The following is a 26,305-nucleotide window of genomic DNA, read 5'->3' as shown; positions in this document are numbered from 1 at the left end:
GGCGAAGACGGTACGGCTGGCCGGCTGGCGAGGCGAAAAAGCCCCGCCCTGCATGAGCCAACCGCATTGGAGCATGGACTTTATACCGCGCTCACGCCGCCATCCACCGCCAGCACCTGGCCGGTGATGTGCTTGCCGGCGGCGCTGGCGAACAGCAGCGCCGCGCCCTTCAGGTCTTCGTCGTCGCCCAGCCGGTGCAGCGGCACCGACGCGCACATGGCATCCACCCCAAGGCGGTCCAGCGAGCCCTGCGTCATCTTGGAGGGGAAGAAGCCCGGCGCCAGCGCGTTCACCGTGATGTTGTGCTCGCCCCACTCGGCCGCCAGCGTGCGGGTAAAGTTCACCACCGCGCCCTTGGAGGTGTTGTAGGCAATGGTTTCCATCGATCCCGGCGGGTTGCCCGCCAGGCCGGCGATGGAGGCCACGTTGATGATGCGGCCATAGCGGCGCGGAATCATCGACAGCTTGCCGATGCGCTGCGACAGCAGGAACACGCCGCGGATATTCAGGTTCATCACCTTGTCCCAGGCTTCCACCGGGTGATCTTCGGCAGGCGCGCCCCAGGTGGCGCCGGCATTGTTGACCAGGATGTCGATATGGCCCAGCTTGGCCAGTGCCTCGTCGGCCAGGCGCACGATATCCGCATCGCGCGCGCCGTCGGCGGCGATCCACTCGGCATCGATGCCAAGCGCCTTGAGGTGGGCTTGCGCCGCTTGCAGCTCATCGGCCTTGCGCGCCGACAGCACGATGCGCGCGCCCTGCTCGCCAAGCGCTTCGGCAATCTGCAGGCCAAGCCCGCGCGAGCCGCCGGTGATCAGTGCCGTCTTGCCCTTCAGGTCGAACAATTGCTGGATGGTGTTCATGGTGTCTCCCGATTTGGTTTGGCGCGCGCGCAGATCGATGCGCGCGCTCGTTCATCTTGCTTGGATGCCGCTCAGAACCAGGCGTCCTGCATGTCCAGCGTGGTGCGGTCCAGCGAGGCCAGCAGGTCTAGCTGCGGGCCCACCTTGGGCAACTCCCAGCGGAAGAAGTACGCCGCCGCCGCCAGCTTGCCGCGATAGAAGTCCTGGTCTTCCTGGCCCTTGGCTCCCGCCAGTGCGGCCTGCGCCACCAGTTCCTGCTCCAGCCACGTCCACGACAGCACGACATGGCCGAAGGCTTCCAGGTAGACCGAGGCGTTGGCCAGCGTCACCGTGGCGTCGCCCGCCGCCCACAACGCCTGCGTGACTTGCGCCACGCGCTTGACGGCGGCGCCCAGCGCCTTGGCGTGGCTGCCCAGCGCGGCATCGCCGCTGGCCAGGGCGCGGCCGATGGTGGCCTGGATCTCTTCGCCCAGCACTTTGAAGGCCGCGCCGTCCTTCATCACCACCTTGCGGCCCAGCAGGTCCAGGCCCTGGATGCCGTGCGTGCCTTCATGGATCGGGTTGAGGCGGTTGTCGCGGTAGAACTGCTCGACGTTGTACTCGCGGGTGTAGCCGTAGCCGCCATGCACCTGGATGGCCAGGTTGTTGGCTTCCAGGCACCACTGCGACGGCCAGCTCTTGGCGATCGGCGTGAGGATATCGAGCAGCAGTGCCAGGCGTTCATGCTCGGCACCCTGCGCAGCACGCTCCTGGTCCACCAGTTGCGCGCAATACAGGTTGAGCGCCAGCCCGCCTTCCACATAGCTCTTCTGCGCCAGCAGCATGCGGCGGATATCCGCGTGCTCCACCAGCCGCACCTGCGGGCTGGCCGGATCCTTGCCGCCGGGGCCGATCGGGCGGCCTTGCGGGCGGTTGCGCGCGTAATCGACCGAATGCAGGTAGCCGGTATAGCCCAGCATGACCGCGCCCAGGCCCACGCCGATGCGGGCCTCGTTCATCATATGGAACATGCAGGCCAGGCCCTTGTGGGCCTCGCCCACCAGGTAACCAATGGCCCCCGCCTTGCCGCCCGGTTTGTACTTCATGCCTTCGCCGAAGTTCAGCAGGCAGTTGGTGGTGCCGCGATAGCCCATCTTGTGGTTCAGGCCGGCCAGCACCACGTCGTTGTGCTCGCCCAGGCTGCCGTCGGCGTTGACCAGGTATTTCGGCACGATGAACAACGAGATGCCCTTCACGCCCGGGATCAGCTTGCCGTCCGGGCCGGGGATCTTGGCCAGCACGAGGTGGACGATATTGTCGGAGAGCTCATGCTCGCCGGCAGAAATCCACATCTTGTTGCCGCGCAGGCGGTATTGCTGGCCGAGCGGCGATTCGCCCTCGTAGTCGGCGCGCGTGGTGATGTCCGACAGCGACGAGCCCGCCTGCGGCTCGGACAGGCACATGGTGCCGAAGAAGCGGCCTTCCATCTCCGGCTTGACGAAGGTCTCCACCTGCGCCGGCGTGCCGTGCGTGAGCAGCAGGTTGGCGTTGCCGATGGTCAGGAAGGGATAGGAGCTGGTGCCGACGTTGGCGCCCTTGAAGTAGGCAAAGCCGGCCTTCTCCACCACCACGGGCAGTTGCATGCCGCCGATGTCGTAGTCCTGCCCGGCGGCCATCAGGCCGGCCTCGCAGAAGGCCTTTAGCGCGGTCTTGACCTCGGGGATGATGCTGACGGTCTCACCGTCGAAATGCGGCTCTTGCTGGTCGTTCTTCTTGTTATGTGGCGCGAACAGGTCGGCGGCGATCTTCTCGCAGGTATCGAGCGCGGCGTCGAAGGTCTCGCGGGAATGGTCGGCGTAGCGCGGAATACGGGTCAGCCCCTCGACCTTGAGCCATTCGTACAGCACGAAGTTCAGGTCACGGCGGGAAAGGATCAGCGACATGGCAGGAAACGGCTCCCAGACTGAAAGGGAAAATCAAAGATGCGCGACCCGTCGGCGGCGGCATCAACTGCAAGCCTCGCGGCGGGGATCATCGCTGTCTCCACAACGGCGCGCTCTCATGGCGCACCGCAAATTCTGTATCTCTAAACGGCGCGGGGAAAGAAAAAGGCGCTCGCGCGCCCGTCTCTTTCCCGCCGTGCCTAGCTGCCTTCGCCCAGGCGGGCGATCAGCGTGTCGCCGATCGCCGGGCGCAGGTAGTTGATCTTGTACTCGGAGGTCACCACCGGCGCGTCCAGCTCGGCGCCGACCAGCACCGGGAAGGGCTGGCTGACCAGCACCTCCCGGCCACGGGCCAGCATCGGGTCGGCCGGATCGCGCACGGTAACGTGCCGCCTCAGAAGACTTCGAACAGGCCGGCAGCACCCTGGCCGCCGCCGATGCACATGGTCACCACCACGTACTTCGCGCCACGGCGCTTGCCTTCGATCAGCGCATGGCCGACCAGGCGGGCGCCCGACACACCATAGGGATGGCCCACCGCGATGGCGCCGCCATTGACGTTCAGGCGGTCCATGGGGATGCCCAGGGTGTCGGCGCAGTACAGCACCTGCACGGCGAAGGCTTCGTTGAGCTCCCACAGGCCGATGTCGGCAACCGTCAGGCCGGCCTTCTTCAGCAGCTTGGGCACCGCGAACACCGGGCCGATGCCCATTTCGTCAGGCTCGCAGCCGGCCACGGCAAAGCCGCGGAACGCGCCCAGCGGCTGCAGGCCGCGGGCCTCGGCCACCTTCGAATCCATGACCACGACCGCCGAAGCACCGTCGGAGAACTGCGATGCATTGCCTGCCGAGACCACGCCGCCGGGCATGGCGGTGCGGATCTTCGACACGGCTTCCAGCGTGGTATCGCCGCGGATGCCTTCGTCGGCCGAGACCGTGACTTCCTTGGTCATCAGCTGGCCGGTCGCCTTGTCGGCCACGCCCGCGAGCACCGTGATCGGCACGATTTCGTCGTTGAACTTGCCGGCTTCCAGGGCCGCGAACGCGCGCTGCTGGCTGCGCACGCCGTACTCGTCCTGGCGCTCGCGCGAGATGTTGTAGCGCTTGGCCACGTTCTCGGCAGTTTGCAGCATGTTCCAGTAGATTTCCGGCTTGTTCTTGGTTAGCCAGCTTTCCTGGATCATGTGGCGGTTCATTTCCTGCTGCACGCAGGAGATGCTCTCCACGCCACCGGCCACGAAGATGTCGCCTTCATCGGCAATCACGCGTTGCGCGGCCATGGCGATGGTTTGCAGGCCGGACGAGCAGAAACGGTTCACGGTGGCGCCGGGCACGGTAACCGGGCAGCCCGCGCGCAGCGCGATCTGGCGCGCGATATTGGCGCCAGTGGCCCCTTCCGGGTTGGCACAGCCCATCAGCACGTCTTCCACTTCGCCGGCGTCGATCTTGGCGCGCGCAATGGCGTGCTGGACCGCATGGCCGCCCAGGGTCGCGCCGTGGGTCATGTTGAAAGCACCCTTCCAGCTTTTGGCCAGGCCGGTACGTGCGGTGGAAACGATGACTGCCTCTTTCATGTCTTGCTCCTCGGTATCTCTGGTATCTGGTGACCTGCGGCGTGCGTTCACGTCCGGCAGTGTCATGCAATATGTCGTTGGCTGGGTTCAGCCGCGTCAGCTCGGGTTGGCTTGGCGATTCTTCGGTTTCAGGACAGCAGCGCAGCCGATTGCACGCGTCGCACGCCCGCGGCTTCCAGGTCTTGCCACGCACGCGCCAGCGACCCGTCGAGGTCGATGGCGCGGCAGGCATCCTCGACCACGACGGCCTCGAACCCCGCCGCGCGGGCATCCAGCGCGCTCCAGGCAACGCAGTAATCCGTTGCCAGTCCCACGCAAAACACCCGGCGCACGCCACGCTCGCGCAGATAGCCCGCGAGCCCCGTCGGGGTGGCGCGGTCGGCCTCCATGAAGGCCGAGTAGCTATCCACCTCGCGGTGATGGCCCTTGCGGATCACCATCTGCGCGTGCTGCACTTCCAGCCCGGCATGCAGCGCCGCGCCGTAGGTGCCCTGCACGCAATGCGTGGGCCACAGGACTTGCTGGCCATAGGGCAACGCCACGGTCTGGAACGGCTGCGTGCCGGCATGGTTGGCGGCAAACGAAACGTGATCGGCGGGATGCCAGTCCTGGGTCAGCACCACTCGCGCAAACGCCGTCGCGAGGCGGTTGATCACGGGGACGACTTCATTGCCATGCGCCACGGCAAGCGCGCCGCCCGGCATGAAGTCGTTCTGCACGTCGATGACCAGCAGGCAATCTTCGGGGCCGTATTGCTTGGCCATGCCGCTACTCCTCGCTTGGTGACCGGTTTGCGATCAGTGATGAGAACCCCGCGCGGCCTGACTGCGCCGCGCGAAATCGCCTTGGCTATGCTTAGCCGTTGAAGCCCTTGCCTTCGCCAGCCAACTTGACCAGCAGCGGGGCTGCTTGCCAGGCTTCGCCGTGGTAGCCCTTGGCATAACGCGCCATCGACTGCGCCACATTGAACAGGCCAACCTGGTCCGCGTACAGCATCGGGCCACCGCGGAACAGCGGGAAACCGTAGCCGGTCAGGTAGACCATGTCGATATCCGAGGCCTTGGAGGCAATGCCTTCTTCCAGTATCTTGGCGCCTTCGTTGACCAGCGCGAACACCAGGCGCTCGACGATTTCCTCATCGGAGATCTTGCGGCGGGTGATGCCCAGGTCCTTGGAATGCTGCACGATCATGTCGTTGACCTGCTGGTTCGGGTACGGCTTGCGGTCGCCCGCCTTGTAGTCGTACCAGCCCGCGCCTGTCTTCTGGCCATAGCGACCCAGTTCGCACAGCAGGTCGGCGGTCTTGGAGTACTGGATTTCCGGCTTGTCGATCGCGCGGCGCTTGCGGATCGCCCAGCCGATGTCGTTGCCGGCCAGGTCGCCCATGCGGAACGGGCCCATGGCAAAGCCGAACTTCTCGATGGCCTTGTCCACCTGCTCCGGCAGCGCGCCTTCGTCCAGCAGGTAGCCAGCCTGGCGGCTGTACTGCTCGATCATGCGGTTGCCGATAAAGCCGTCGCACACGCCCGATACCACGGCGGTCTTCTTGATCTTCTTGGCGACCTGCATGACGGTTGCCAGCACGTCCTTGCCCGTCTTTTCGCCGCGCACCACTTCCAGCAGCTTCATCACGTTGGCCGGGCTGAAGAAGTGCATGCCGACCACGTCTTGCGGACGTTTGGTGAAGGAGGCGATCTTGTTGACGTCCAGCGTGGAGGTGTTCGAAGCCAGGATCGCGCCCTGCTTCATCACTTCATCCAGCTTCTTGAAGACGATCTCCTTGACGCCCATTTCCTCGAACACGGCCTCGATGACCATGTCCGCGTCCTTGATCTCGTCATAGGACAGCGTGGTGGTCAGCAGGCCCATGCGCTGCTCGACCTTCTCTTGCGTGAGCTTGCCCTTCTTGGCGCTGTTTTCGTAATTCTTGCGGATCGTGGCCACGCCGCGGTCCAGCGCTTCCTGCTTGGTTTCCAGCATGATCACCGGCACGCCGGCGTTCAGGAAGTTCATGGTGATGCCGCCGCCCATGGTGCCGGCGCCGATCACGGCGACCTTCTCGATCTTGCGGGTTGCGGTGCCTTCCGGCACGTCAGGAATCTTGCTGGCGGCGCGTTCGCCAAAGAAGGCGTGACGCAGCGCGCGCGATTCCGGCGTGGTGATCAGGTACATGAAGCCCTCGCGCTCGGCCTTCAGGCCAGCTTCGAACGGCTTGAGCGAGGCGGCTACGGCATCCACGCACTTCAGCGGCGCCGGGAAGTTCTTGGCAACGGCTGCCACGGTATTGCGCGAGAAAGCGATAAAGCCTTCCGCGTTCTCGTGCTTGACCTTCAGGTCGCGCACCTTGGGATACGGGCCGGGGTTGGCCGCCGCCGTCTTGGCAAACGCCACGGCTGCGGGCAGCACGTCACCGTCGACGATCTCGTCGAACAGCTTGGTGCCGGCGAATTTTTCGCTGGGGATGGCGTTGCCCGACACGATCATGTTCAGGGCGGCTTCCAGGCCGATCACGCGCGGCAGGCGCTGCGTGCCGCCAGCGCCGGGCAGCAGGCCCAGCTTCACTTCCGGCAGGGCGATCTGCGCGCCCTTCGAAGCCACACGGTAGTTACAGCCCAGCGCCAGTTCCAGGCCACCGCCCATGGCGACGGAATGGATCGCCGCCACGACGGGCTTGCTAGATCCTTCCACGACCTTGATCACCGAGTGCAGCGTCGGCTCCTGGGTGGCCTTGGGCGTATTGAATTCACGGATGTCGGCGCCGCCCGAGAAGGCTTTGCCGGCGCCGGTAATGACGATGGCCTTGACGGCCGCATCGTCCAGCGCACGGGTCATGCCTTCGACGATGCCAAGCCGGGTGCTGAGACCCAGGCCATTGACGGGGGGATTGTCGAGCGTGATGACGGCGACGCCGTCCTGAACCTGATACTGCGCTGTCATGCTGGTTCCTTTGGTAACTAGAACTAGAAGGTGTCTCGGGATTCGAATTCTCGAATTATGTTTTTCCGCGGGGCCCAAAACCACCGCCCGGCCACCGGGGAAGCACTGTGCTTGCCCCCCCTCGGCCCGTGCCCACCCTATCGCGAGCGGATCAAGCATACACAAAATAGCACGGTCGTTCAATTTCATTTTGGGGCTTCGCTGGCACCACCATGCGCCTCATTCATGGCGGATCGCGCCGGCGTGCATTCAGGCTGCCAAAGGCCACCAAAAAGCTAGGGTAAGCCCGGAGTCTCATGACCCCTACAGCACATTATCCAGTTCCTGAGGATGGCCTCTAGTCACAGTAGGCGACTTTCCTGACATAAACCGCCGCAACCCTCGGATTTACCCGGATAACCCGCTAAACTCGCGCCCTTTGCCCGCTCGGGTGCCCCACAAGGCGTCACCCGCTCCGAAGTCGCGGCCCCGCCCGCCGAAGTTCCAGTGACCCTGATGTCTTCCCAACCTCATCCTCACCAGCACCCCGTCGTCGAGCACGACGACCTGCAGCGCAAACTCAAGGCCCGCCACCTGACCATGATCGCCATCGGCGGCGCGGTCGGCACCGGGCTGTTCGTAGCCTCCGGCGCGTCGATCTCCCAGGCGGGGCCCGGTGGCGCACTGCTGATGTACTGCCTGATCGGGCTCATGGTGTACTGCCTGATGACCAGCCTGGGCGAGCTCGCCGTGCATATGCCGGTGGCCGGCTCTTTCGTCACCTACAGCGCGCTGTACGTAGAAGAAGGCTTTGGCTTCGCGCTCGGCTGGAGTTACTGGTTCAGCCTCGCGGTCACGATTGCCGTGGAGCTGGCGGCGGCTCAACTAGTGATGCAGTACTGGTTTCCGCACGTCTCCGGCGTGGTGTGGAGCGCGGGCTTCCTGCTGCTGATGTTTGGCCTCAATGCCTTCTCGGTACGCGGCTTCGGCGAGGCCGAGTACTGGTTCGCCCTGATCAAGGTGGCCACGATCCTGATCTTCCTGGCTGCCGGCCTGATGATGATCTTCGGCATCATGCAAGGTGGCCCGCAGTCCGGCTGGCACAACTTCACGCTGGGCGATGCCCCCTTCGTTGGCGGCATCCCCGCCATGTTCGGCGTGGCCATGATCGCCGGGTTCTCCTTCCAGGGCACGGAAACGGTCGGTGTGGCCGCCGGCGAAGCCGCCGACCCGGCACGCACCATCCCGCGCGCCATCCGCCAGACCTTCTGGCGCATCTTGCTGTTCTACGTGCTGGCGATCCTGATCATCGGCGTGCTAATCCCCTACACCGACCCCAGCCTGCTGCGCAACGACGTCACCGACATCGGCGTCAGCCCCTTCGCGCTGGTGTTCCGCCACGCCGGCCTGGCCTTCGCCGCCGGCCTGATGAATGCCGTGGTGCTGACCGCCCTGCTCTCCGCCGGCACCTCCAGCATGTACGCCTCCACCCGGATACTCTACGGGCTGGCGGTCAGCGGGCGGGCGCCGCGCGCGCTGGCGCGGCTCTCCGCCAGCGGCGTGCCCTACGTCGCGCTGTTCGCCACCACCGCCGTCGGCGCCCTGTGCTTTCTCAGCTCGCTGTTTGGCGACAAGGCGGTCTACCTGTGGCTGCTGAACACGTCCGGCATGACTGGCTTTATCGCCTGGCTTGGTATCGCCATCAGCCACTACCGCTTTCGCCGGGGGCTGGTGCACCAGGGCTACAAGCCGTCCGACCTGGCTTACCGCTCGCCGCTCTACCCGTTTGGACCCATCTTTGCCATCGTGCTGTGCGTGGTGATCGTGCTTGGCCAGAACTACCAGGCCTTCTCCGACGTGCGCGGGCGCTGGCTGGAGATTGTCGGCACCTACATCGGCGTGCCGCTGTTCCTGGTTCTCTGGCTTGGCTATCGGCTGGTCAAGAAGACGCGGCTGATCGACTACGAAGATATGCCGTTCAACTGCAAGCGGGCAGCCGAGGCAGGGCCGGCTGCGGCTTCACTGCCAAGGCACGCGTCCACCGACAGCAATGCCGCATAACGCGCCAGATCCACATTGCCGCCGCTGATGATGATGCCAACACGCTTGCCCTGCAGCGCTAGCCCCGCATAGCGCGCGGCCGCAAGGCCAAGGCAGCCGGTCGGCTCGACCACCAGCTTCATGGCCTGCGCGAACATGCGCATGCATTCAAGCAGCGCATGGTCCGGCACGGCGAGGATGTCGGTCACGCCGCGGCGGATCAGCCCGAACGTCAGCGCGCCAAGATGCTGGGCGCGCGCGCCGTCGGCAATCGTGTCGGGTGGCTCGATATGCACGATGGCGCCACGGCGAAGCGACTGCTGCCCATGATTGCCGGCCTGCGGCTCGACGCCGTACAGCAGGCAACAGGGCGAGAGCTGTTCCTTCACCAGGGCGGCGCCCCCAAGCAGCCCCCCGCCCCCCTGGCAAACGAACAAGGCATCGAGCGGGCCGGTTTCCTCCAGCAATTCGCGCGTGACCGTACCTTGCCCGGCAATGACATCGGCATGGTCGTAGGGCGGGATCAGGGTCATCCCATGTTCTTCCGCCAGGCGCCGCGTGATCGCTTCGCGGTCGTCCACCTGGCGGTCGTACAAGACCACCTGCGCGCCGCAGGCACGGGTCGCCTCCACCTTGGACGCCGCCGCGTCACGAGGCATCACCACCACCACCGGAATGCCAAGCACCTGCCCGGCAAGCGCAATGCCTTGCGCGTGGTTGCCGCCGGAGAACGCGACCGCGCCGCGGCGGCGCTGCCCGGCATCGAAGCGCGCCAGCGCATTGAAGGCGCCGCGAAACTTGAAGGCGCCGGTACGTTGCAGGTTCTCGCACTTGAAGAACAGCTCGGCGCCGACCCAGGCATCCATCGCGGGCGAACGCAGCACCGGTGTGCGCCACGCGTGCCCGGCCAGCCGGCTCGCGGCGGCCACCACATCGTCATAGGTCGGCAGGGCTGCGTGCATCGGCCGACTCACTCCGCCGCCTCGTCGGTGGGACGCTTCCACGCGGCCAGCACCTCGGGCGATGGCGTCAGCGCGAGGTTGATGCCGCGCGTGCCGATCGGCTGCTGGAACCAGCGCTTCTGTAATGCCACCACCTCAGGGCCGGCGAAGACCGAGGTCAACGTCTGGTCGACAAGCTCCTTCCATTCCGGATCGGATTTCGGCAGCATCAGCGCGTTGCGCTCCGTGGAAAGCGCCGGCCCGACGACCGTGTATTGCGACGGGGCCTTTGAATTGGCGCGCAGGCCATACAGCACCACATCATCCAGCACGAAGGCCTGGGCACGGCCGGTCTCCAGCAACAGGAAGGACTCGTTATGGTCCTTCGCGTACACGTCGTTGTAGGCGTACTGGGTCTTGAGCCGGCGCACGTGGCGATCGCCGGTGGAGCCCGCGCTGGTGACCACGACCTTGCCGCGCAGGTCGTTGAGAGATTGAATGCCGGAATCCTCGCGAACCAGCATGCGGACCACAGACACATAGTGCGATACGCTAAATGCGACCTGCTTCTGGCGCTCGACCGTATTGGTGTTGGGCGCGCAGTCCACGGTCACCAGACCGTTCATCACCGCCGGCACGCGGCTCTGCGCCGTCAGCGGCAGCCAGCGCACCTTCAGGTCCTTCAGGCCGAGCTTCTGGCGCGCGGCCTCGGCCACACGCAGGCACAAATCCACGGCGTAGCCCGAAGGCTGGCCCTTGATGTCGGAGAAAGAAAACGGCAGCGCGCCCTCGCGATAGCCCATCGTGATCGTGCCGGATTCCCGGATCTGCTCCAGGATCGGGTTCTGGGCGCGCGCGGACTGGAGGCTGGCCAAAGCAGCGAGGGCGGTCAGCGCCACGAATGCGCGCGCTGTGAATGAGACGGGAAAGGACATGGCAGGTACTCGGGCAAAGTGCGTAGCGTATTGCGCACTCCGCCCCAGCGAAACAATATCTTTCTTATAAGAGCATGCCCGGCATTCTCATAAGCAAATTGCTTTTCCGTGCGATCAAGCCATGCGCGCCGGGGAAGGTATCGCTGGTGCGACCGGTTCGCCGTGACCGGCGGCCACATCGACGCAGAGCGGGTCAAACTCTTCTTCGGTCCCGAGCTCTCCCTCCCATTTGGCAACGACGGCAGTGGCAATGCTATTGCCCAGGACATTGGTCGCCGTGCGCCCCATATCCAGGAACTGATCGATTCCCATCACCAGCAACAGCCCAGCCTCCGGCAAGCCGAACATCGGCAAGATGGCTGCTACCACCACCAGCGAGCCACGCGGGACCGCGGCCATGCCCTTGCTGCTGACCATCAGGATCAGCAGCATGGTGATCTGGTGCCCGAGCGACATATGGATATCGAAGGCCTGCGCGATAAAGACCGCCGCAAACGCCTGATACACCATGGAACCGTCGAGGTTGAAGGAGTATCCCAGCGGCAGGACAAAGCCGACCAGGCGCTTCTTCACCCCGAAGCGCTGCAGCCGCTCGATCATCTTCGGGTAAGCCGCCTCGCTGCTGGCGGTGGAAAAGGCAATCATCATGGGTTCGCGGATACCCTTTGCCAGATCGAACATACGCCCCTTGAGAACCACATAGCCCGCGATAAAGAGCACGGCCCACAGGGCCAGCAAAGCGAGATAGAACGCGCCAATGAACTTGCCATAGGTCACCAGTACGTCAAGGCCCTGCACGGTGATGGCCGCGGCAAGCGCCGCAAAGATGCCGACCGGCGCGAACAACATCACCGTATTCGTGATGCGCAGCATCACGTGCATCAGTTCGTCGACGGACCGCTTCAGGAATTGGCCCGAGCCACCGGTCGTCTTGCCCAGCGCAATGCCGAAGAAAAGCGAAAAGATCAGGATCTGCATGATCTCATTGGTCGCCATGGCCTCGAAGATGCTCTTCGGGAAAATATGCGTGATGAACTCTTTCAAGTTGAGTGCGCCGGTCTTGAGATTCGTGCTTGCGCCGGCGTCCGGCAGAGCCATGTTCAGGCTGACACCGGGTTGCGCCAGGTTCACGAACAGCAGTCCGATGCTCAGCGACACGAGTGACGCGAGGAGGAACCATGTCAAGGCCTTGGCGCCGATGCGGCCAATTGCCTTGGTGTCGTCCATGCTCGCGATGCCCGAGACCAGGGTCGCAAACACGAGCGGGGCGATGATCATCTTGATCATGCGCAGAAAGATCTCGGTGATGATCGAGAAATTCCCGGCAATCGTCTTGGCCGCTGCCGCGTCGGCCGCCATGCGGTGACAGGCATAGCCGACGATGACACCCAGGACCATGCTGAGCATGATCCAGCGGGTAAGTTTGTTAGTGGTTTTCAAAGCTTCGCCTCCTGGCCAGTTTCCAATATCGACGCACAGTGCATCCCGCCCATGTCGATAAGACAGATTATCCAACACTAGATAAAACGTCAACACAATGAAAACCCGAAGTGTTTCGGCAAGATGAGTGCACAGCGCCGGCGACAGGCGCACGCAGGCGCATGCCTTCGGGCAACGGCAGCAAAGCGGAAACAATGGAGGGAATGGAGGGAATGGCCAGAGCGAGGCCAGGCATGCGATAGCGATACCGAGTGGGGATCCCGGTGAAGGCAAACGCCATCGCGCGCGCAGCCTGATGGACAGGCTCACACGAATGGCGATCGGTAGGAATGGTCGAATCTGTTCCTGGCTGTGATGCCGCCGACCCCGGCAATCACGCCGCCGGGGCCAACGTCACCTGCGCCACGCGGCATGGCCGGGCGGTGCCATGCGCACCGCCCGGCCCGCGCGCGGATCGGGCCAATCAGCCAGCAAGCAACGCGGCGAACCGGTCGATATCGATGTTCCCGCCGCTGATGAGGACACCCACGCGCTTGCCTTGCAGTTCGGCCTTCATGGCACGCACGGCGGCAAAGCCGAGGCAGCCGGTGGGCTCCACCACCAGCTTCATGCGCGACGCGAAAAAGCGCATGCAGTCGACCAGCTCGTCGTCGGTCGCGGTAACGATGTCATCGACATCGCGGCGAATGATCTCGAACGTGTAGTTGCCAAGGTGCTGCGTCTGCGCGCCGTCGGCGATGGTCTTGGGTGTCTCGATATGCACGATCGAGCCAGTGCGGAACGACTGCTGGCCGTCGTTGCCAGCGGCAGGCTCCACGCCGTAGATCTTGCATTGGGGAGACAGCGCGCGCGCGGACAACGCGGACCCGGAAAGCAGCCCGCCGCCGCCAAGGCAGACAAACAGGGCATCCAGCTCGCCGGTTTCCTCGAACAACTCCTTGGCGGCGGTGCCCTGCCCGGCGATGACATCCGGGTGGTCATACGGCGGGATCAGCGTCAGGCCCTGTTCCTCGGCCAGCTTGCGGCCGATTGCCTCGCGGTCCTCGGTATAGCGGTCATAGATCACCACCTTGCCGCCGTAGCCCTTGGTCGCGGCAACCTTCGCGGCCGGCGCGTCATGCGGCATGATGATCGTCGCCGGCATGCCGAGCAGGGAGGCCGAGAGCGCGATGGCCTGCGCGTGGTTACCCGAGGAAAAGGCCACCACCCCCGCCCGCCTCTGGCCTTCGTCGAACTTCGACAACGCGTTGAAGGCGCCACGAAACTTGAAAGCGCCCATGCGTTGCAGGTTCTCGCACTTGAAGAACAGCTCAGCGCCCACTTCCTTGTCCGCGGTGCGCGAGCGCATGACGGGGGTGCGGTGCGCGTAGCCCTCAAGCCGCGCAGCGGCGGCTGACACATCATCAAAGGTCGGTAGATTCAGCATGATCGTAAGTCTCGTTTGAGTAAAAAGGCTACCAGGGCCAGTGGATGCTGGTGCCAGCTTGCGCGGTGGCGGCTCGCCGCTGGAGCAGGCGAGCCACGGTCAGGTCCTGCAAGGCCAGGCCTGTCATATCAAAGACGGTAATGTCGGTATCGTGGCGCTCAACTTGCACCTTGCCGCCCAGCACGTCGCCGATTTCCGTGCAAGGCGTATCCGGCGCCCACTGCATTTCGCCGATCTGGCGGGCCTGGTCCCGATCGTCGACAAACAGCCGCGCGCGCGCCAGCAGGCCGTCGGGCAACTCGCGCTTGCCACGCGTGTCCGCGCCCACGCAGTTCAGGTGCGTGCCTGGCTGCACGGCTTGCAGGTCGAACAGCGCACCGCCGCCAGGCGTAGCGGTGATGACTACGTCGCTGCCCGCCACTGCCGCATTGCGCTCAGGGGCATGGGAGATCTCACAGCGCTCGGCAAAGGCGCGCTCGAACGCCGCGTCGGGCTGGCCTGTTACCGTAACGTATTGAACCTGATTGAGCGAGGGCAGCAGCGCAAGGGCAAACGTCAACTGAATCCGCGCCTGCACGCCGGTGCCGAACAGACACAGGCGCTCGCTGTCCTGGCGTGCCAGCCACTGAAGCCCAAGGCCGCCGGCGGCACCGGTGCGCATCGTGGTGACGGCGTTGCCATCGATCATGCACACTGGCCGCCCGGTTGCCGGATCGATCAGCATGATCGTGGCCTGATGCGGCTCGCCGCCCACCTCGCGGTTGGCCGGCCAGAATCCAGCCGCCTTGAAACCCAGCAGGCCTTGCGACTGGACGTCGCCGGACTTGATGCCGAACACGCCACCGGTCGCCAGCGGCTCCCGAACCAGCGGAAAGACACGGCCCTCTGCCTGACTATGCAGGGCAAAGGCTTCGCTCACCGCCTCCATGGCATCTGCCGGCTGCAGCAGTGACTCGACCTGGTTCTTGTCGAGCAGGAGCAAGCGCGCTTCACTTGGCATAGCTGTACACCGTAGCCCGCGACACGCCGAGATGCAGCGCCACGATTTCCATGGCGCGGCGCACCTCCATGAACCCCGCCTTCTTGAGCTCGCGCAGCAACGCACGCCTGTCTTCGGCCTTGAGGGATCGCGGCGTGGTGGCCAGCCGTGCGGCAAACTGGTCGATGCGGGCCCGGATGGCATCTGCGCCGGCCGGGTCGAGCGACTCCTTCATGGCTGCGCCCGCGTCCACGCTGCCAAACTGGCCCAGCACGTTCTGCAAGCTGCGGAACAGCGTCAGGTCGACGTTCATGCACAGGGCGGCCACATAGCCCCCGGCCGAATCCTTGATGCCGATCGACGTGCTCTTGGCCTGCCGCCCGTCGGCGAACTGATTCGCATAGTTGGCGATCACCTGCGGATACTCGGGGTCGGCGATACGGGCAAGGCCCAGCTCGGTTGCGGGGTCTCCCACCTGACGGCCCGACAGGTTGTTATGGATGGCGAGAATGGCGTGCTTGGGGTCCAGCAGATCGTGAACAACCACCTCGCAAAAGGGCGCGAAGGTCTCGCTCAAACCTTGGGCCACCTGCTTGAGTTGCTCGAGCAGCGCTTGCTGCTCGGGCGTGCGTTCTGGTGTACGTTTTTTCATATGGACAGGTTATCCAAATGTAGATAATTCGTCAACATCAGGATTGATCACAACACCGACTGGCAAAAATCTGATCCATCACTTGAAAACTGGCAAAAATCATAAGCGGCTAAGAAAAAACCTCACCACCACCATCTGGCCATCGCCGTATAAAGTTACCTAAAAGTAACTTCTTACAAAAAAGAGGATGCGTCATGCAATAATGCGAAAAAACATGGGGCGATGAGAAAAATATGAGCGCAGTGGGGTATGAGTTTCTTCGTCGAACAGGTGAGTTGACTGCGTTTGCCCTAGCGCAGCCAGCGCGAATACAGCCGGTCACAAAGGTGATGCCAGGCAACGGACTGCTGGCCATTCCGGCACAGGTGGCACCACAATCAGCCCAGCCGCTGGATCACGTTCTGTTCGCCTTGAAGCACGAAGGGGTCAATCTCCAAATCCTGGCTCAAGCGCTCCCAACAATCCCCGCGGCGCAAATGCTTGCAGCGCTGCACCAAACACCTAATGGCCAATACATCCGGGTCGCGGCGTTTCTCTGGGAACACTTCAGTGGCCAGCGGCTTGAGGGTCGGCCGGAGATCACGGTCGGCTATGTGAGCGTATTCGATCCAGCTCGCTATATCACGGGCCCCTCGCGCCGCGATGCACGGTGGCGGGTAGATTTCAACGGACTAGGCTCCCTGGCTTACTGCGCCACGGTCGAACGCACACCGGCGATCGAGGCGGGGATCGCCTCCGACATCCTGGGGCGTGCCAACGCGTTCCTGAAGAGCCTCGGACCTGCCATGCTTGACCGTGCGCTAGCCTGGGCCTATCTGCATGAAACAGAGGATTCCTATGCGATTGAGCATGAGGCCCCGAGCGAAGACAAGGCTCGTGCCTTTGTCCAGCTCCTTCGCCAAGCCCATGAAGGCCAACGCCTTACCGAGGACTACCTGGCTGAATTGCAGTCGTCGACCGTGCTCAACCCGCTCGATCAGGCCGTGCAGTTCCGGGGCGAGCAGAACTGGCTCCGAGGGCCAGGGCGCGGCGCTAGTGGCGTAACGTACGTGCCGCCATGGCCGGAATTGGTCGAGCCACTCATGGACGCGTGGATGGCGTTCGCCAACGACGCACCGAGCCAGACCGACCCCATCGTTGCTGCGAGCATCGCGTCGTTCGGCTTTGTCTTCATTCATCCGTTCATGGATGGCAATGGACGGCTGTCGCGATTCCTCTTTCACAAAGCCCTGTGCACGTCCGGGAAGCTGGCGAAGGGACTGCTCCTGCCTGTGTCAGTCGCCATGAAGCGAAATGAGGCGGACTATCTTGTTGCGCTCCAATCGTACTCACGCCAGGCCCGTGAGCGGGTGAGGGTTACCTGGATCGACGAAGGCGAATACCAGTTCGAGTTCAAGACGGACGATTCGATCTTTCGCTACTGGGATGCCACGCATTGCGTCGAATTCGGTTTCCGGATGGCGGCGCAGGCACTGGATGTGGAGTTGCGCCAGGAAACGGTTTTCCTTGGGCGCTATGATCAGGTGATGCGGCGGGTGAACGAGCGAATCGACGTCCGCGGCAATGATCTGGCGACGCTGGTGGTCATCTGCCTCGACAACGATGGCGTCATCTCCAAGAAGCGGCGCAAGCGTTTTTCCGATCGCGTTCCGCAAGCCTCCTTCGACGTGATTGAAGCGGCTGTCCGAAAGGTACTGGATGACGCTGGCGACGAGGACACCAACAGCGAATGAAGGCGCTGCATAGAGACAGGCACCAGCGCCCCGGCACCGGCGCGGCGTCCGTAATGCAGGCGCCGCGTCATGTCCTTGCCTCAGGCCGGCTCGAAGCGCTCCCCCTTGAATACCCGCACCGGGGCGCCGCGCTCCACCTGATGGTGCAGCAAGCGCCGCTGGGCGCGTTGGGCGAGCGTGCTCTGGTCCGCCTGCTGCGCCAGCTTGTGCGCAATCAGCAACGTGGCAATGCGCTTGTTGGCATGCTGGCTGCGCTCGGACTGCACCCTGACGCTGATGCCGGTCGCCACATGGATGGCGCGCACAGCCGACTCGGTACGGTTCACGTGCTGCCCGCCTGGCCCGGAGGCCCGGCAGGTCTCAAAGCGGATCTCGCCCGCCAGGGCTGGCGACGGCGCAGCGCAACGCGCCACGCCGATAAACCAGTTCTTGCGCGCATGCCGGGGCCGGTAAGGGCTCTGGCAAGTCCATTGCACTGTGCCCTCCCACTGGCGCGCCAAGTCCGGCGCCGGCTCGCCATCCAGGCTCACCAGCACCGAGCGCAGGGTGCCCGCGCGCTCGCCACCCTCCTCGTCGATGATCTCGATCTGCACGCCGCAAAGCGTCGCCTCGTGCAGCAGGCGCCGGAGCGCCCGGCTGACTGCCAGGCAGCATTCGGATGGCCCTTGCGCCGCGGAAAGTTGTAGCAGGATCATCGGCAGCACTCCCCGCTGGTCTTGTATGTGAGCACGGGGCGCAGGCGCGCCAGCGGCCTTGCCAGGCCCGCGTCGCAAAGCGCCGCCACCACGCTCTCGATGGGCTTGTAGGCTTGCGGCGCCTCCTCGTAGATCAGTTGCCGGTCGCGGCAGATCACGCGGCTGTCAAAGCGCGTCCGGCTTAGTTGCTCGACGGTAAAGCGCCCCGACAAGCGGCTCTTGCACTCGCCGCGCATCCATTTGCGGCCCGCGCCGTGCGCCAGCGACAACAAGCTGCGCGCATCGGCGACCGGCTCGACCAGGTAGCTGTAATCTCCCCGCGAGCCCGGGATCACCACCGGGCCGGCATCGGCCGGCGTGGCGCCCTTGCGGTGCAGCCAGCCGGCAATGCCGTCGATCGTGGCCGCGGCCAGGAAGTTGTGGTCGACGTCGAGCACCCGCTCGCCGCCGCCCCGCAGCCGGTCCAGCATGCGGCGCGCGACCAGCTCGCGGTTGCCTTGCGCGAAACGCATCGCCTGCGCATGCCTGGCCAGATAGTCGGCGCCATCCTGGCTGCCGCCGCTCAAGCCACTGTGGCCGAAGCGCTCGATCTGAGCTTGCAGGATTGCCTGGCCGAGCCCGCGCGAGCCGCTGTGCACCAGCAGCACCAGCCGGCGGCGTTCCAGCCCGAGCGCCGCCACCGCGGCTTCGTCGAGAATCTCGTCGATCTGCTGCACTTCGGCAAAGTGATTGCCCCCGCCGATCGTGCCCAGCGCGTGCTCGTGCCCCACGCCTTGCAGCGACTGGCTGGCCACGACCTGCGCCACGGCCTCGGCCCATGACGCGTCGAGCGGCCCATCGATATTGCCGAGCCGCTTCTCCAGCTGGTCCGCGCCGATCCTGGTCGCGTCCAGCTCCGTGCGCCACAGCGCCATGCCGCAGCCGATGTCATTGCCGACCAGCGCAGGATAAAGCCGGCCGCTGGAGAAAAAGGCCGCGCCCACCGGATAGCCCCGGCCAGGATGCAAGTCAGGCATGCCGGCGACTCGCTCCATGCCGGCGAGACTAGCGGTGTGGTGAAGTTGTTGGATCGCGTCGCCTTCGATCCAGGTGTGGTCCGACGCGATCAGCGATACGCGTTCGGACAGATGCTTGATGCCATTGCCCATATACCATCCAGATAAGAGAAAGAATCTGATGTGGCAGGCCGGAGCCGGGCAATGCAACTCACCGCGCAACGCGATGCCAATTTGGCAATGCGCTTGCGCGGCGGAACGATTAAACCTGGCGCGGCCTGCAAGGATGCGTCGACGTTTTCATGGTGTGCTCTCCTTTGCAGTGCGATTGATGAATGAAGGGAAACGATCGTAATGCGCAATGGCGTGATCTGGCAATGTTGACGATCAGATCAGCGCGCGCGGCTGTTGTCAGACCGAGACACTTATCTGTCACGCGAGCGTCACGCCTTCATCACGCCACCGTCACGTGGCCCATGCATCGTAGCGGTCTTTCGACACCACTTTTCTCCTACATGCGCATCCTCCCGTCCGCGACCGTCATTGCCGTTATCGCCGTCACCGCTGCGGCCTGGGCTTTGCCCGCCGCGGCCCAGGCCACAGCCCCTGCCGCTTACCCCGCCACCCTCGCCGGCCACGCCATCCTGCCCGCGCAGAGCTATATCGCCGCGCCCAAGGACGCGCCGCAGGACCTGCAGGAGAGCGGCAAGTTCACCACCGGCGCGCGCGTGGAAAAGATCGGTGCGGTGGAAGGCCAGTCGAACAACCGGCCGACGGGCGTCTCGCTGCCCTTCAAGGGCCAGCCGCTGCAAGGCCATTCCGGCATCAAGCACATGGCGGACGGCAGCTTCTGGGTGCTGACCGACAACGGCGCCGGCAGCAAGGCCAACTCGCCGGACTTCATGCTCTACCTGAATCACTACAAGGTGGACTTCAAGAGCGGCAAGCTCCATCGCCTGGGCACTGTGTTCCTGCACGATCCGGACAAGAAGGTGCCCTTCCGCGTCGTCCACGAAGGCACCAGGCAACGCTACCTGACCGGTTCGGACTTCGACACGGAAAGCTTCCAGTTCGCCGGCGGCGCGCTGTGGATCGGCGACGAGTTCGGGCCCTTCCTGATCAAGGCCGACCTGCAAGGCAAGGTGCTGGCCGTGTACGACACGCTGGTCGACGGCAAGGTCGTCCGCTCGCCGGACCATCCCGCCGTGACCACGCCGGGCGTGCCGGGCGGCGCGGTGGACTTCCAGGTCAAGCGCTCCAAGGGCTTCGAAGGCATGGCCTCATCACCGGACGGCAGCAAGCTCTACGCGCTGCTGGAAGGCCCCGTGTGGAGCGCCGAAACCAAGGATTTTGAGCGTATCGGCGGCAAGGAAGCCCTGCGGGTGCTGGAGTTCGACACCCAGGCCGGCAAGTGGACGGGCCGCTCATGGAAGTACCCGCTGGAAGCCAATGGCAACGCCATCGGCGACTTCAACATGATCGACGCCAGCACCGGCCTCATCATCGAGCGCGATAACGGCGAAGGCACGGCCGACAAAGCCTGCCCCGAAGGCCAGAAGCGCAACGACTGCTTCTCGGATATCGCCAAGTTCAAGCGCATCTACAAGATCGAACTGAGCGACGCCAACGCGGGCGGCCCGGTGCGCAAGATCGGCTACATCGACCTGCTCAATATCGCCGACCCCGACAAGCTGGCCCGCAAGCCGCTCAATGAAGGCGTGCTCAAGTTCCCGTTCTTCACCATCGAGAACGTGGATGTGGTCGACCCGACCCATATCGTGGTCGGCAACGACAACAACCTGCCCTTCTCCAGCAGCCGCGAGCCTAACAAGGCCGACGACAATGAACTGGTGCTGCTTGAGGTCGGTGAGTTCCTGAGGGCGAAGTAATTGGCCTCAGGGCAGTGCCGGCGCACGAGCCGGCGTGGATGGGTGTCCCGGGCTAACGAGGACACCCATCCGGCCTACACTTCCAGCCATTCCTTGCGAATGGCGGCATTGGCCTTCAGGTCCCCAGGCGTGCCCTCGAACACAATGTGCCCGTGCCCCATCACATAGACCCGCTGCGAGATATCCAGCGCGATAGCCAGCTTCTGCTCGATCAGCAGCACCGACACGCCACGCTCCTTCAAGACCTTCAGGTAATCGCCCACCAGCGCGACGATCATCGGGGCCAGCCCTTCGGTAGGCTCGTCGATCAGCACCAGGTCGGGGTCGCCCATCAGGGTGCGGCACAGCGTGAGCATCTGCTGCTCGCCGCCGGAGAGCACGCCGGCTGACGTATTCTCGCGCTCCTTCAGGCGCGGGAACATGTTGTACATGTCCTGCACCGTCCAGCGAGGCTTGGACTGGCGCGGATTGCGCTTCTCCCCGAGCTGCAGGTTCTGGCGCACCGTGAGCGTGGGAAAGATATCGCGGTTCTCCGGCACGTAGCCCACGCCCAGGTGGGCGATCTCGAAGGTGCGCCGCCCGAGGATCTCTTCGTCGCGAAAGCGCACCGAGCCCTCCGCCTTGACCATGCCGAGGATGGCCTTGGCCATGGTCGAGCGCCCCACCCCGTTGCGGCCCAGCAGCGCGACGATCTCGCCTTCGTCGATATGCGCGTCGACGCCGTGGAGGATATGGCTTTTGCCGTAGTAGGCGTGCAGGCCCTGCACGTCCAGCATGCGCTTGCCCATCAGTGCGCTCCCTCAGTAGCAGGTTCGTCCAGGGTCGTGCCCAGGTAGGCTTCCTTGACCTTGCGGTTGGCGCGGATGGCCTCGGGCGTGTCGGTGGCGATGACCTCGCCGTAGACCAGCACCGAGATCCGGTCGGCCAGCCCGAACACCACGCTCATGTCGTGCTCCACCATCACCAGGGTCTTGCCCACGGTGACGCGGCGGATCAGTTCCACCGCATGGTCGGACTCCGAGCGGCTCATGCCGGCCGTGGGCTCGTCCAGCAGGATCACCTCGGCGCCGCCGGCGATGGTGATGCCGATCTCCAGCGCGCGCTGTTCCGCATAGGTCAGCAGGCTGGCCTGGGTGCTATGGCGGTGCTGCAGCCCGATCAGCTCCAGCACTTCGTCCGCCCGCTCGCGCGCGTCGCGCAGCTCGGACAGGCGATGCCAGAACGAATACTTGTAGCCCAATGACCAGAGCACCGCGCAGCGCAGGTTTTCGAACACCGACAAGCGGTGAAAGATATTGGTGATCTGGAAGCTGCGCGACAGTCCCATGCGGTTGATCACGAATGGCTGCAGCCCGCCGATCTCCTGCCCATTCAGCCTGACCGTGCCCGAGCTTGGCGCGAAGCGCCCCGAGATCAGGTTGAAGGTGGTCGATTTACCGGCGCCGTTGGGGCCGATCAGCGCATGCCGCTCCCCCTTGGGGATGCTCAGGTTGACGCCCCGGATGATCTCGGTCTGGCCGAATTTCTTGCGTACGTCGTTCAGTTCCAGTGCGGCGCTCATGCCGTGCCTCCCGCCATTTCGGCCTGTACCTTGTCCCACGTGGCGCGCACCCGCGCGCGCGCGGCGCGGCAAGCCAGCAGGCCGGCCACCCACAACGCTGCGGCCACCAGCCACGGCTTCACCGTCGCGGCGTCGAAGCCGATGCGCAACAGCGACATCTCCGTCCCGTTGGCGCTGTCCACCTGCACCTTGTAGACCAGCTCCACGGTGAGGATCACCGCGGCGAGCAGCACCAGCCCGGCAGCCGCGGCGCGGCCGTAGTCGGGCAACATGGCGCGCAGCTTGCCGCGCGCGAGCAGCGGCACCTGCATCATCAGCAAGCTGGCGATGCCGCCCGGCACGAACATGACCATCAGCACGAAAAACAGGCCAAGGTACAGCAGCCAGGCCTTGGTCAGGTCCGACAGCGCCACCGCGAACAGGATGAACACCACCGCGCCGATCACCGGCCCGAAGAACACGCCCGCGCCGCCAATGAAGGCTGCCAGCAGCACCCCGCCGGAGCGCACCGCACTGACGTTCTCGGCCGACACGATCTCGAAGTTGATGGCCGACAGCGCCCCCGAGATGCCGGCGAAGAACGCCGACAGGATCAGCACCAGGTAACGCACGCGCTGCGTGTTGTAGCCGATGAATTCCACCCGTTCCGGGTTGTCACGCACCGCGTTGGCAATGCGGCCGAGCGGCGTCTGGGTCCAGGCGTACATGGCCACCATCGACAACAGGCACCACACCGCGATCAGGTAGTACACCTGGCGCCCGGGTCCGTAGGTGATGCCGAACACGGGGTCTCCCACCATGCGGTTGGTGGAGATGCCGCCCTCGCCGCCGAAGAAATCCGGGAACATCAGCGAGCTGGCAAATACCATTTCCCCGATGCCCATGGTGATCATCGCGAAGGTGGTGCCGGACTTCTTGGTGGTGACATAGCCGAACAGCACGCCGAAGAAGGCGCCGGCCAGGCCGCCCACCACCGGCAGCAGCGACACCGGCAGCCATACCTTGCCCGCCCCCACCATATTGAGCACGTGGATGGCGATGAAGGCGCCCAGGCCCGCGTACACCGCATGGCCAAACGACAGCATGCCGGTCTGCCCGAGCAGCATGTTGTAGGACAGCGCGAAAATAATCATGATGCCCATCTGGGACATCAGCGTGATGGCGAACCCGCCGGTGAAGAACAGCGGCATCACCAGCATCAGGGCCGCGGTCAGGCCCCAGATCGCCCAGCGTGCCAGGTTCATCGGGCGGTAGCGCATGGTGCTGCCGGTCACAACCGTCTCGCGGCGTTGTTGCATTGTCGTCTCCATGCTCATGCTATCAACCCTCCCTGGTGCCCATCAAACCACGCGGGCGGAAGATCAGCATCACCACCAGCAACAGATACGGCAGTACCGGGGCAACCTGCGCCACCGTGAGCTTCCATAGCGAGGACAGCGGCGTGCTGTCGGTAACCTGCAGGCCGATCGAGCCCAGCAGGCCAGCCAGCGAGGCGTCAAGCGTGACGGCAAAGGTCTGCAGTACGCCGATCAGCAGCGAGGCAATGAACGCCCCCACTAAAGACCCCATGCCGCCCACCACCGCCACCACGAAGATGATCGACCCCACCGCCGCCGCCATCGACGGCTCGGTGATAAAGGCATTGCCGCCGATCACGCCGGCCAGCCCCGCCAGCGCAGCGCCACCACCGAACACCATCATGAACACGCGCGGCACATTATGGCCAAGCGCCTCGACCATTTCCGGATGCGTCAGCGCGGCCTGGATCACCAGCCCGATGCGGGTGCGGGTGAGCACCAGGTAGATCGCCACCAGCATGGCCAGCGACACCACCATCATGAAGGCGCGGTACTTGGGGAACGAGGAGGTGAATACGGTAAACAGCGGCCCGTCCAGCTCTGCCGGGATGCGGTAGGGTACGGCGGCAAGGCCCCATACCAGCTTCACGCCTTCCTCGATCAGGTAAGCCAGGCCGAAGGTGAACAGCAGCTCCGCCACGTGCCCGTATTTGTGCACGGTGCGCAGCCCGAAGCGCTCCACCAGCGCGCCAGCGCCGGCCACCAGCAGCGGCGCGAAGATCAGCGCGGGCCAGAAGCCGATCTTGCTGGCAATGGTGTAGGCGAAGTACGCGCCCAGCATGTAGAAGCTGGCGTGCGCGAAGTTCAGCACGCCCATCATGCTGAAGATCAGCGTAAGCCCGGAAGAGAGCATGAACAGCAACAGCCCGTAGCTGACGCCGTTCAATAGGGAAATGACGAAGAATTCCACAACTTATCCTTCATTCTGACGCACGTGGCCAGTTGGCGGCCACCGATCGGCCGGTCGGAGAACGGGCGCGCGCGGGTGAGCGCCGCCCACCCGAAAGCGGCATGCGTCGCGCCGGGTCGACCGAAGTATGCAGGATCGGGTGGCGCGCCGGAACTGGCCGCGCCATCCGCCGCGCGCGAGCTTAGCCCGGGCGCTTCATCTGGCAGGAAGTCGGCTGCGCTGCCACGTACTGATCCATCAGCGCATCGGTCTTCCAGCCAAAGCCGGTGTTTTCCTGGTCGAACTTGACCTCCTTGCCGTCAACCTTGGTCCAGGTAGCCACCACCAGCGATTGCTGGGCCTGGTGATCCGAGCCGCGCATCTCCACCGTGCCATTCAGGCTTTCGGCCTTGAGGCCTTCGAGCGCCTTGGCCACCTTGACCGGATCCGTCGACTTGACGTCCGTGAACGCCTTGCCCAGCATGGCGATGCCGGTGTATGCGGCCATCACGTAGAAGTCATCGTTGTACTTCTTCTTGAAGCCTTCGATGACGTCCGCGCCCTTGAAGCCCTTGTTGTTGGGGTTGTAGTAGCCGACGTACTTGACGTGCCCGGCTTCCGACGGACCCATGGCGGTCGGCACGCCGGTGGTGGCGGCGTAGTAGGTGTAGTAGTTGGTGCTCAGGCCCGCGTCCTTGCCGGCCTTGATCAGCAGCGCGAGGTCGCTGCCCCAGTTACCGGTGATCACCGTGTCGGCCCCGGAGGCCTTGATCTTGGCCGCATAAGGGGCAAAGTCCTTGACCTGCGCCAGCGGGTGCAGGTCTTCGCCGACGATCTGGATGTCCGGACGCTTGCGCTTCAGGTATTCCTTGGCGGCGCGCGCCACCTGGTGGCCGAAGGAGTAGTTCTGATTGATCAGGTAGACCTTCTTGACGCTGGGATCCTTGGCCAGGTAAGTGGTCAGCGCCTCCATCTTCATGTCGGAATTGGCGTCCAGGCGGAAGTGCCAGTAGTTGCACTTGCCGTTGGTCATGTCCGGATCCACCGCGGCGTAGTTCAGGTAGACGATCTCCTTGCCCGGATTACGCTCGTTGTGCTTGGCCACCGCGTCTTCCAGCGCCAGGCCCACGGAGGAGCCGTTGCCCTGCACGATATAGCGGATGCCCTGGTCCACCGCCTGCTTGAGGATGGTCAGGCTTTCCTGTGGCGAGAGCTTGTTGTCAAAGCCAACCACTTCAAACTTGTTCCCGCCCCCCCAGTTCTTCTGGTTGGCGATGTCCGCGACAAACTGCCAGCTCTTTAGCTGGTTCTGCCCCACCGGCGCCATCAGGCCGGACAGCGGGTCGATAAAGGCGATCTTCACCGTATCGGCAGCCGCAACCCCGGAACCCATTGCCGCGAAAATGGCCGTAGCTGCCACGAGCGGACGCAATCTGATCATGCTTGTCTCCTTCGGTTTTATTGTTGGCTGTGGTTGATCCCGATTCGCGGCGGCGCT

22 protein-coding genes and 1 pseudogene are annotated in these 26,305 nt (G+C 64.4%); 4 read left to right on the top strand and 19 right to left on the bottom strand.

The genetic code is table 11. The features are described from left to right. Positions 1–80 precede the first annotated feature (80 nt). The 6 genes and pseudogenes from AC07XB_RS21845 to AC07XB_RS21820 all read right to left on the bottom strand — a co-directional run bounded on the left by AC07XB_RS21845 (position 81) and on the right by AC07XB_RS21820 (position 7,295). Positions 81–863, bottom strand: coding sequence for an SDR family oxidoreductase (locus AC07XB_RS21845; protein ID WP_492374576.1), 783 nt, complete (start codon positions 861–863; stop codon positions 81–83). A 71-nt stretch (positions 864–934) separates the two neighbouring features. Then, on the bottom strand, positions 935–2,785 hold the full coding sequence (locus AC07XB_RS21840; protein WP_492812624.1) for an acyl-CoA dehydrogenase: 1,851 nt from the start codon (positions 2,783–2,785) through the stop codon (positions 935–937). A 218-nt stretch (positions 2,786–3,003) separates the two neighbouring features. Further along, a pseudogene (locus AC07XB_RS21835) lies at positions 3,004–3,144 on the bottom strand (phenylacetic acid degradation protein); the annotation flags it as partial. Positions 3,145–3,179: 35 nt separating this feature from the next. Next, the gene (locus AC07XB_RS21830) at positions 3,180–4,358 is read right to left on the bottom strand and encodes an acetyl-CoA C-acyltransferase (protein ID WP_492374573.1); all 1,179 of its coding nucleotides are present in this window, start codon (positions 4,356–4,358) and stop codon (positions 3,180–3,182) included. Positions 4,359–4,486: 128 nt separating this feature from the next. Beyond that, positions 4,487–5,122 (bottom strand): bifunctional nicotinamidase/pyrazinamidase, encoded by a 636-nt coding sequence (gene pncA, locus AC07XB_RS21825; protein ID WP_492812626.1) that lies wholly within the window; start codon positions 5,120–5,122, stop codon positions 4,487–4,489. A gap of 91 nt (positions 5,123–5,213) precedes the next feature. Next, positions 5,214–7,295 carry a 3-hydroxyacyl-CoA dehydrogenase NAD-binding domain-containing protein gene (locus tag AC07XB_RS21820; protein ID WP_174426390.1) on the bottom strand — a complete coding sequence of 694 codons (2,082 nt, stop codon included), beginning with the start codon at positions 7,293–7,295 and terminating at the stop codon, positions 5,214–5,216. A 495-nt stretch (positions 7,296–7,790) separates the two neighbouring features. On the opposite strand from AC07XB_RS21820, the gene AC07XB_RS21815 reads away from it, so the two are divergent. Further along, entirely contained in the window at positions 7,791–9,335 is a 1,545-nt protein-coding gene (locus AC07XB_RS21815) for an amino acid permease (protein ID WP_492374571.1), read from the top strand. Here AC07XB_RS21815 and AC07XB_RS21810 read toward each other — a convergent pair. The 6 genes from AC07XB_RS21810 to AC07XB_RS21785 all read right to left on the bottom strand — a co-directional run bounded on the left by AC07XB_RS21810 (position 9,236) and on the right by AC07XB_RS21785 (position 15,687). Next, entirely contained in the window at positions 9,236–10,276 is a 1,041-nt protein-coding gene (locus AC07XB_RS21810) for a threo-3-hydroxy-L-aspartate ammonia-lyase (RefSeq protein ID WP_492829918.1), read from the bottom strand. The genes AC07XB_RS21815 and AC07XB_RS21810 overlap by 100 nt on opposite strands. A gap of 8 nt (positions 10,277–10,284) precedes the next feature. Then, positions 10,285–11,190: an amino acid ABC transporter substrate-binding protein gene (locus AC07XB_RS21805; RefSeq protein ID WP_492829916.1), complete on the bottom strand. Its 906-nt coding sequence runs from the start codon at positions 11,188–11,190 to the stop codon at positions 10,285–10,287. 114 nt (positions 11,191–11,304) lie between these two features. Beyond that, the gene (locus AC07XB_RS21800; RefSeq protein WP_492812672.1) at positions 11,305–12,630 is read right to left on the bottom strand and encodes a dicarboxylate/amino acid:cation symporter; all 1,326 of its coding nucleotides are present in this window, start codon (positions 12,628–12,630) and stop codon (positions 11,305–11,307) included. A gap of 463 nt (positions 12,631–13,093) precedes the next feature. Next, positions 13,094–14,056 carry a threo-3-hydroxy-L-aspartate ammonia-lyase gene (locus tag AC07XB_RS21795; protein WP_492374569.1) on the bottom strand — a complete coding sequence of 321 codons (963 nt, stop codon included), beginning with the start codon at positions 14,054–14,056 and terminating at the stop codon, positions 13,094–13,096. A 28-nt stretch (positions 14,057–14,084) separates the two neighbouring features. Beyond that, positions 14,085–15,056 (bottom strand): ornithine cyclodeaminase family protein, encoded by a 972-nt coding sequence (locus tag AC07XB_RS21790; protein ID WP_492829914.1) that lies wholly within the window; start codon positions 15,054–15,056, stop codon positions 14,085–14,087. Further along, positions 15,046–15,687 carry a helix-turn-helix transcriptional regulator gene (locus AC07XB_RS21785; protein ID WP_492829912.1) on the bottom strand — a complete coding sequence of 214 codons (642 nt, stop codon included), beginning with the start codon at positions 15,685–15,687 and terminating at the stop codon, positions 15,046–15,048. Before AC07XB_RS21785 ends, AC07XB_RS21790 begins: the two co-directional genes overlap by 11 nt. A 233-nt stretch (positions 15,688–15,920) precedes the next feature. Between AC07XB_RS21785 and AC07XB_RS21780 the strand changes: the two genes are divergently transcribed. Further along, on the top strand, positions 15,921–17,420 hold the full coding sequence (locus tag AC07XB_RS21780) for a Fic family protein (RefSeq protein ID WP_492829910.1): 1,500 nt from the start codon (positions 15,921–15,923) through the stop codon (positions 17,418–17,420). A gap of 80 nt (positions 17,421–17,500) precedes the next feature. On the opposite strand, the gene prfH is transcribed toward AC07XB_RS21780, so the two are convergent. Together prfH and AC07XB_RS21770 are read right to left on the bottom strand one after the other, a co-directional pair. Further along, the gene (prfH, locus tag AC07XB_RS21775; protein ID WP_492829908.1) at positions 17,501–18,115 is read right to left on the bottom strand and encodes a peptide chain release factor H; all 615 of its coding nucleotides are present in this window, start codon (positions 18,113–18,115) and stop codon (positions 17,501–17,503) included. Continuing rightward, positions 18,112–19,263, bottom strand: coding sequence for an RNA ligase RtcB family protein (locus AC07XB_RS21770; RefSeq protein WP_492374565.1), 1,152 nt, complete (start codon positions 19,261–19,263; stop codon positions 18,112–18,114). Before AC07XB_RS21770 ends, prfH begins: the two co-directional genes overlap by 4 nt. A gap of 51 nt (positions 19,264–19,314) precedes the next feature. Here AC07XB_RS21770 and AC07XB_RS21765 point away from each other — a divergent pair, with 51 nt between their 5' ends. Together AC07XB_RS21765 and AC07XB_RS21760 are read left to right on the top strand one after the other, a co-directional pair. Continuing rightward, positions 19,315–19,449, top strand: coding sequence for a hypothetical protein (locus AC07XB_RS21765; protein ID WP_492374564.1), 135 nt, complete (start codon positions 19,315–19,317; stop codon positions 19,447–19,449). Between the two features lie 176 nt (positions 19,450–19,625). Next, positions 19,626–20,999, top strand: coding sequence for an esterase-like activity of phytase family protein (locus AC07XB_RS21760; protein ID WP_492374563.1), 1,374 nt, complete (start codon positions 19,626–19,628; stop codon positions 20,997–20,999). Between the two features lie 74 nt (positions 21,000–21,073). Here the strand turns inward: AC07XB_RS21760 and AC07XB_RS21755 are convergent, their stop codons facing one another. From AC07XB_RS21755 to AC07XB_RS21735, 5 genes are all read right to left on the bottom strand, one after another. Further along, positions 21,074–21,787 carry an ABC transporter ATP-binding protein gene (locus AC07XB_RS21755; RefSeq protein WP_043346656.1) on the bottom strand — a complete coding sequence of 238 codons (714 nt, stop codon included), beginning with the start codon at positions 21,785–21,787 and terminating at the stop codon, positions 21,074–21,076. Continuing rightward, the gene (locus tag AC07XB_RS21750) at positions 21,787–22,560 is read right to left on the bottom strand and encodes an ABC transporter ATP-binding protein (RefSeq protein WP_043346660.1); all 774 of its coding nucleotides are present in this window, start codon (positions 22,558–22,560) and stop codon (positions 21,787–21,789) included. Before AC07XB_RS21750 ends, AC07XB_RS21755 begins: the two co-directional genes overlap by 1 nt. Next, positions 22,557–23,870 (bottom strand): branched-chain amino acid ABC transporter permease, encoded by a 1,314-nt coding sequence (locus AC07XB_RS21745; protein WP_043351905.1) that lies wholly within the window; start codon positions 23,868–23,870, stop codon positions 22,557–22,559. Before AC07XB_RS21745 ends, AC07XB_RS21750 begins: the two co-directional genes overlap by 4 nt. 10 nt (positions 23,871–23,880) lie before the next feature. After that, positions 23,881–24,828: a branched-chain amino acid ABC transporter permease gene (locus AC07XB_RS21740; protein WP_150990296.1), complete on the bottom strand. Its 948-nt coding sequence runs from the start codon at positions 24,826–24,828 to the stop codon at positions 23,881–23,883. 181 nt (positions 24,829–25,009) lie between these two features. Further along, positions 25,010–26,248, bottom strand: a complete 1,239-nt coding sequence (locus AC07XB_RS21735; protein WP_492374562.1) for a branched-chain amino acid ABC transporter substrate-binding protein — start codon at positions 26,246–26,248, stop codon at positions 25,010–25,012. Positions 26,249–26,305: the final 57 nt, after the last annotated feature.

The sequence above is a fragment of the Cupriavidus sp. GW821-FHT02F09 genome (genome assembly GCF_059421605.1).
Note: the sequence above shows the minus strand (reverse complement) of the source record. Positions and strands in the feature narration are given on the sequence as shown.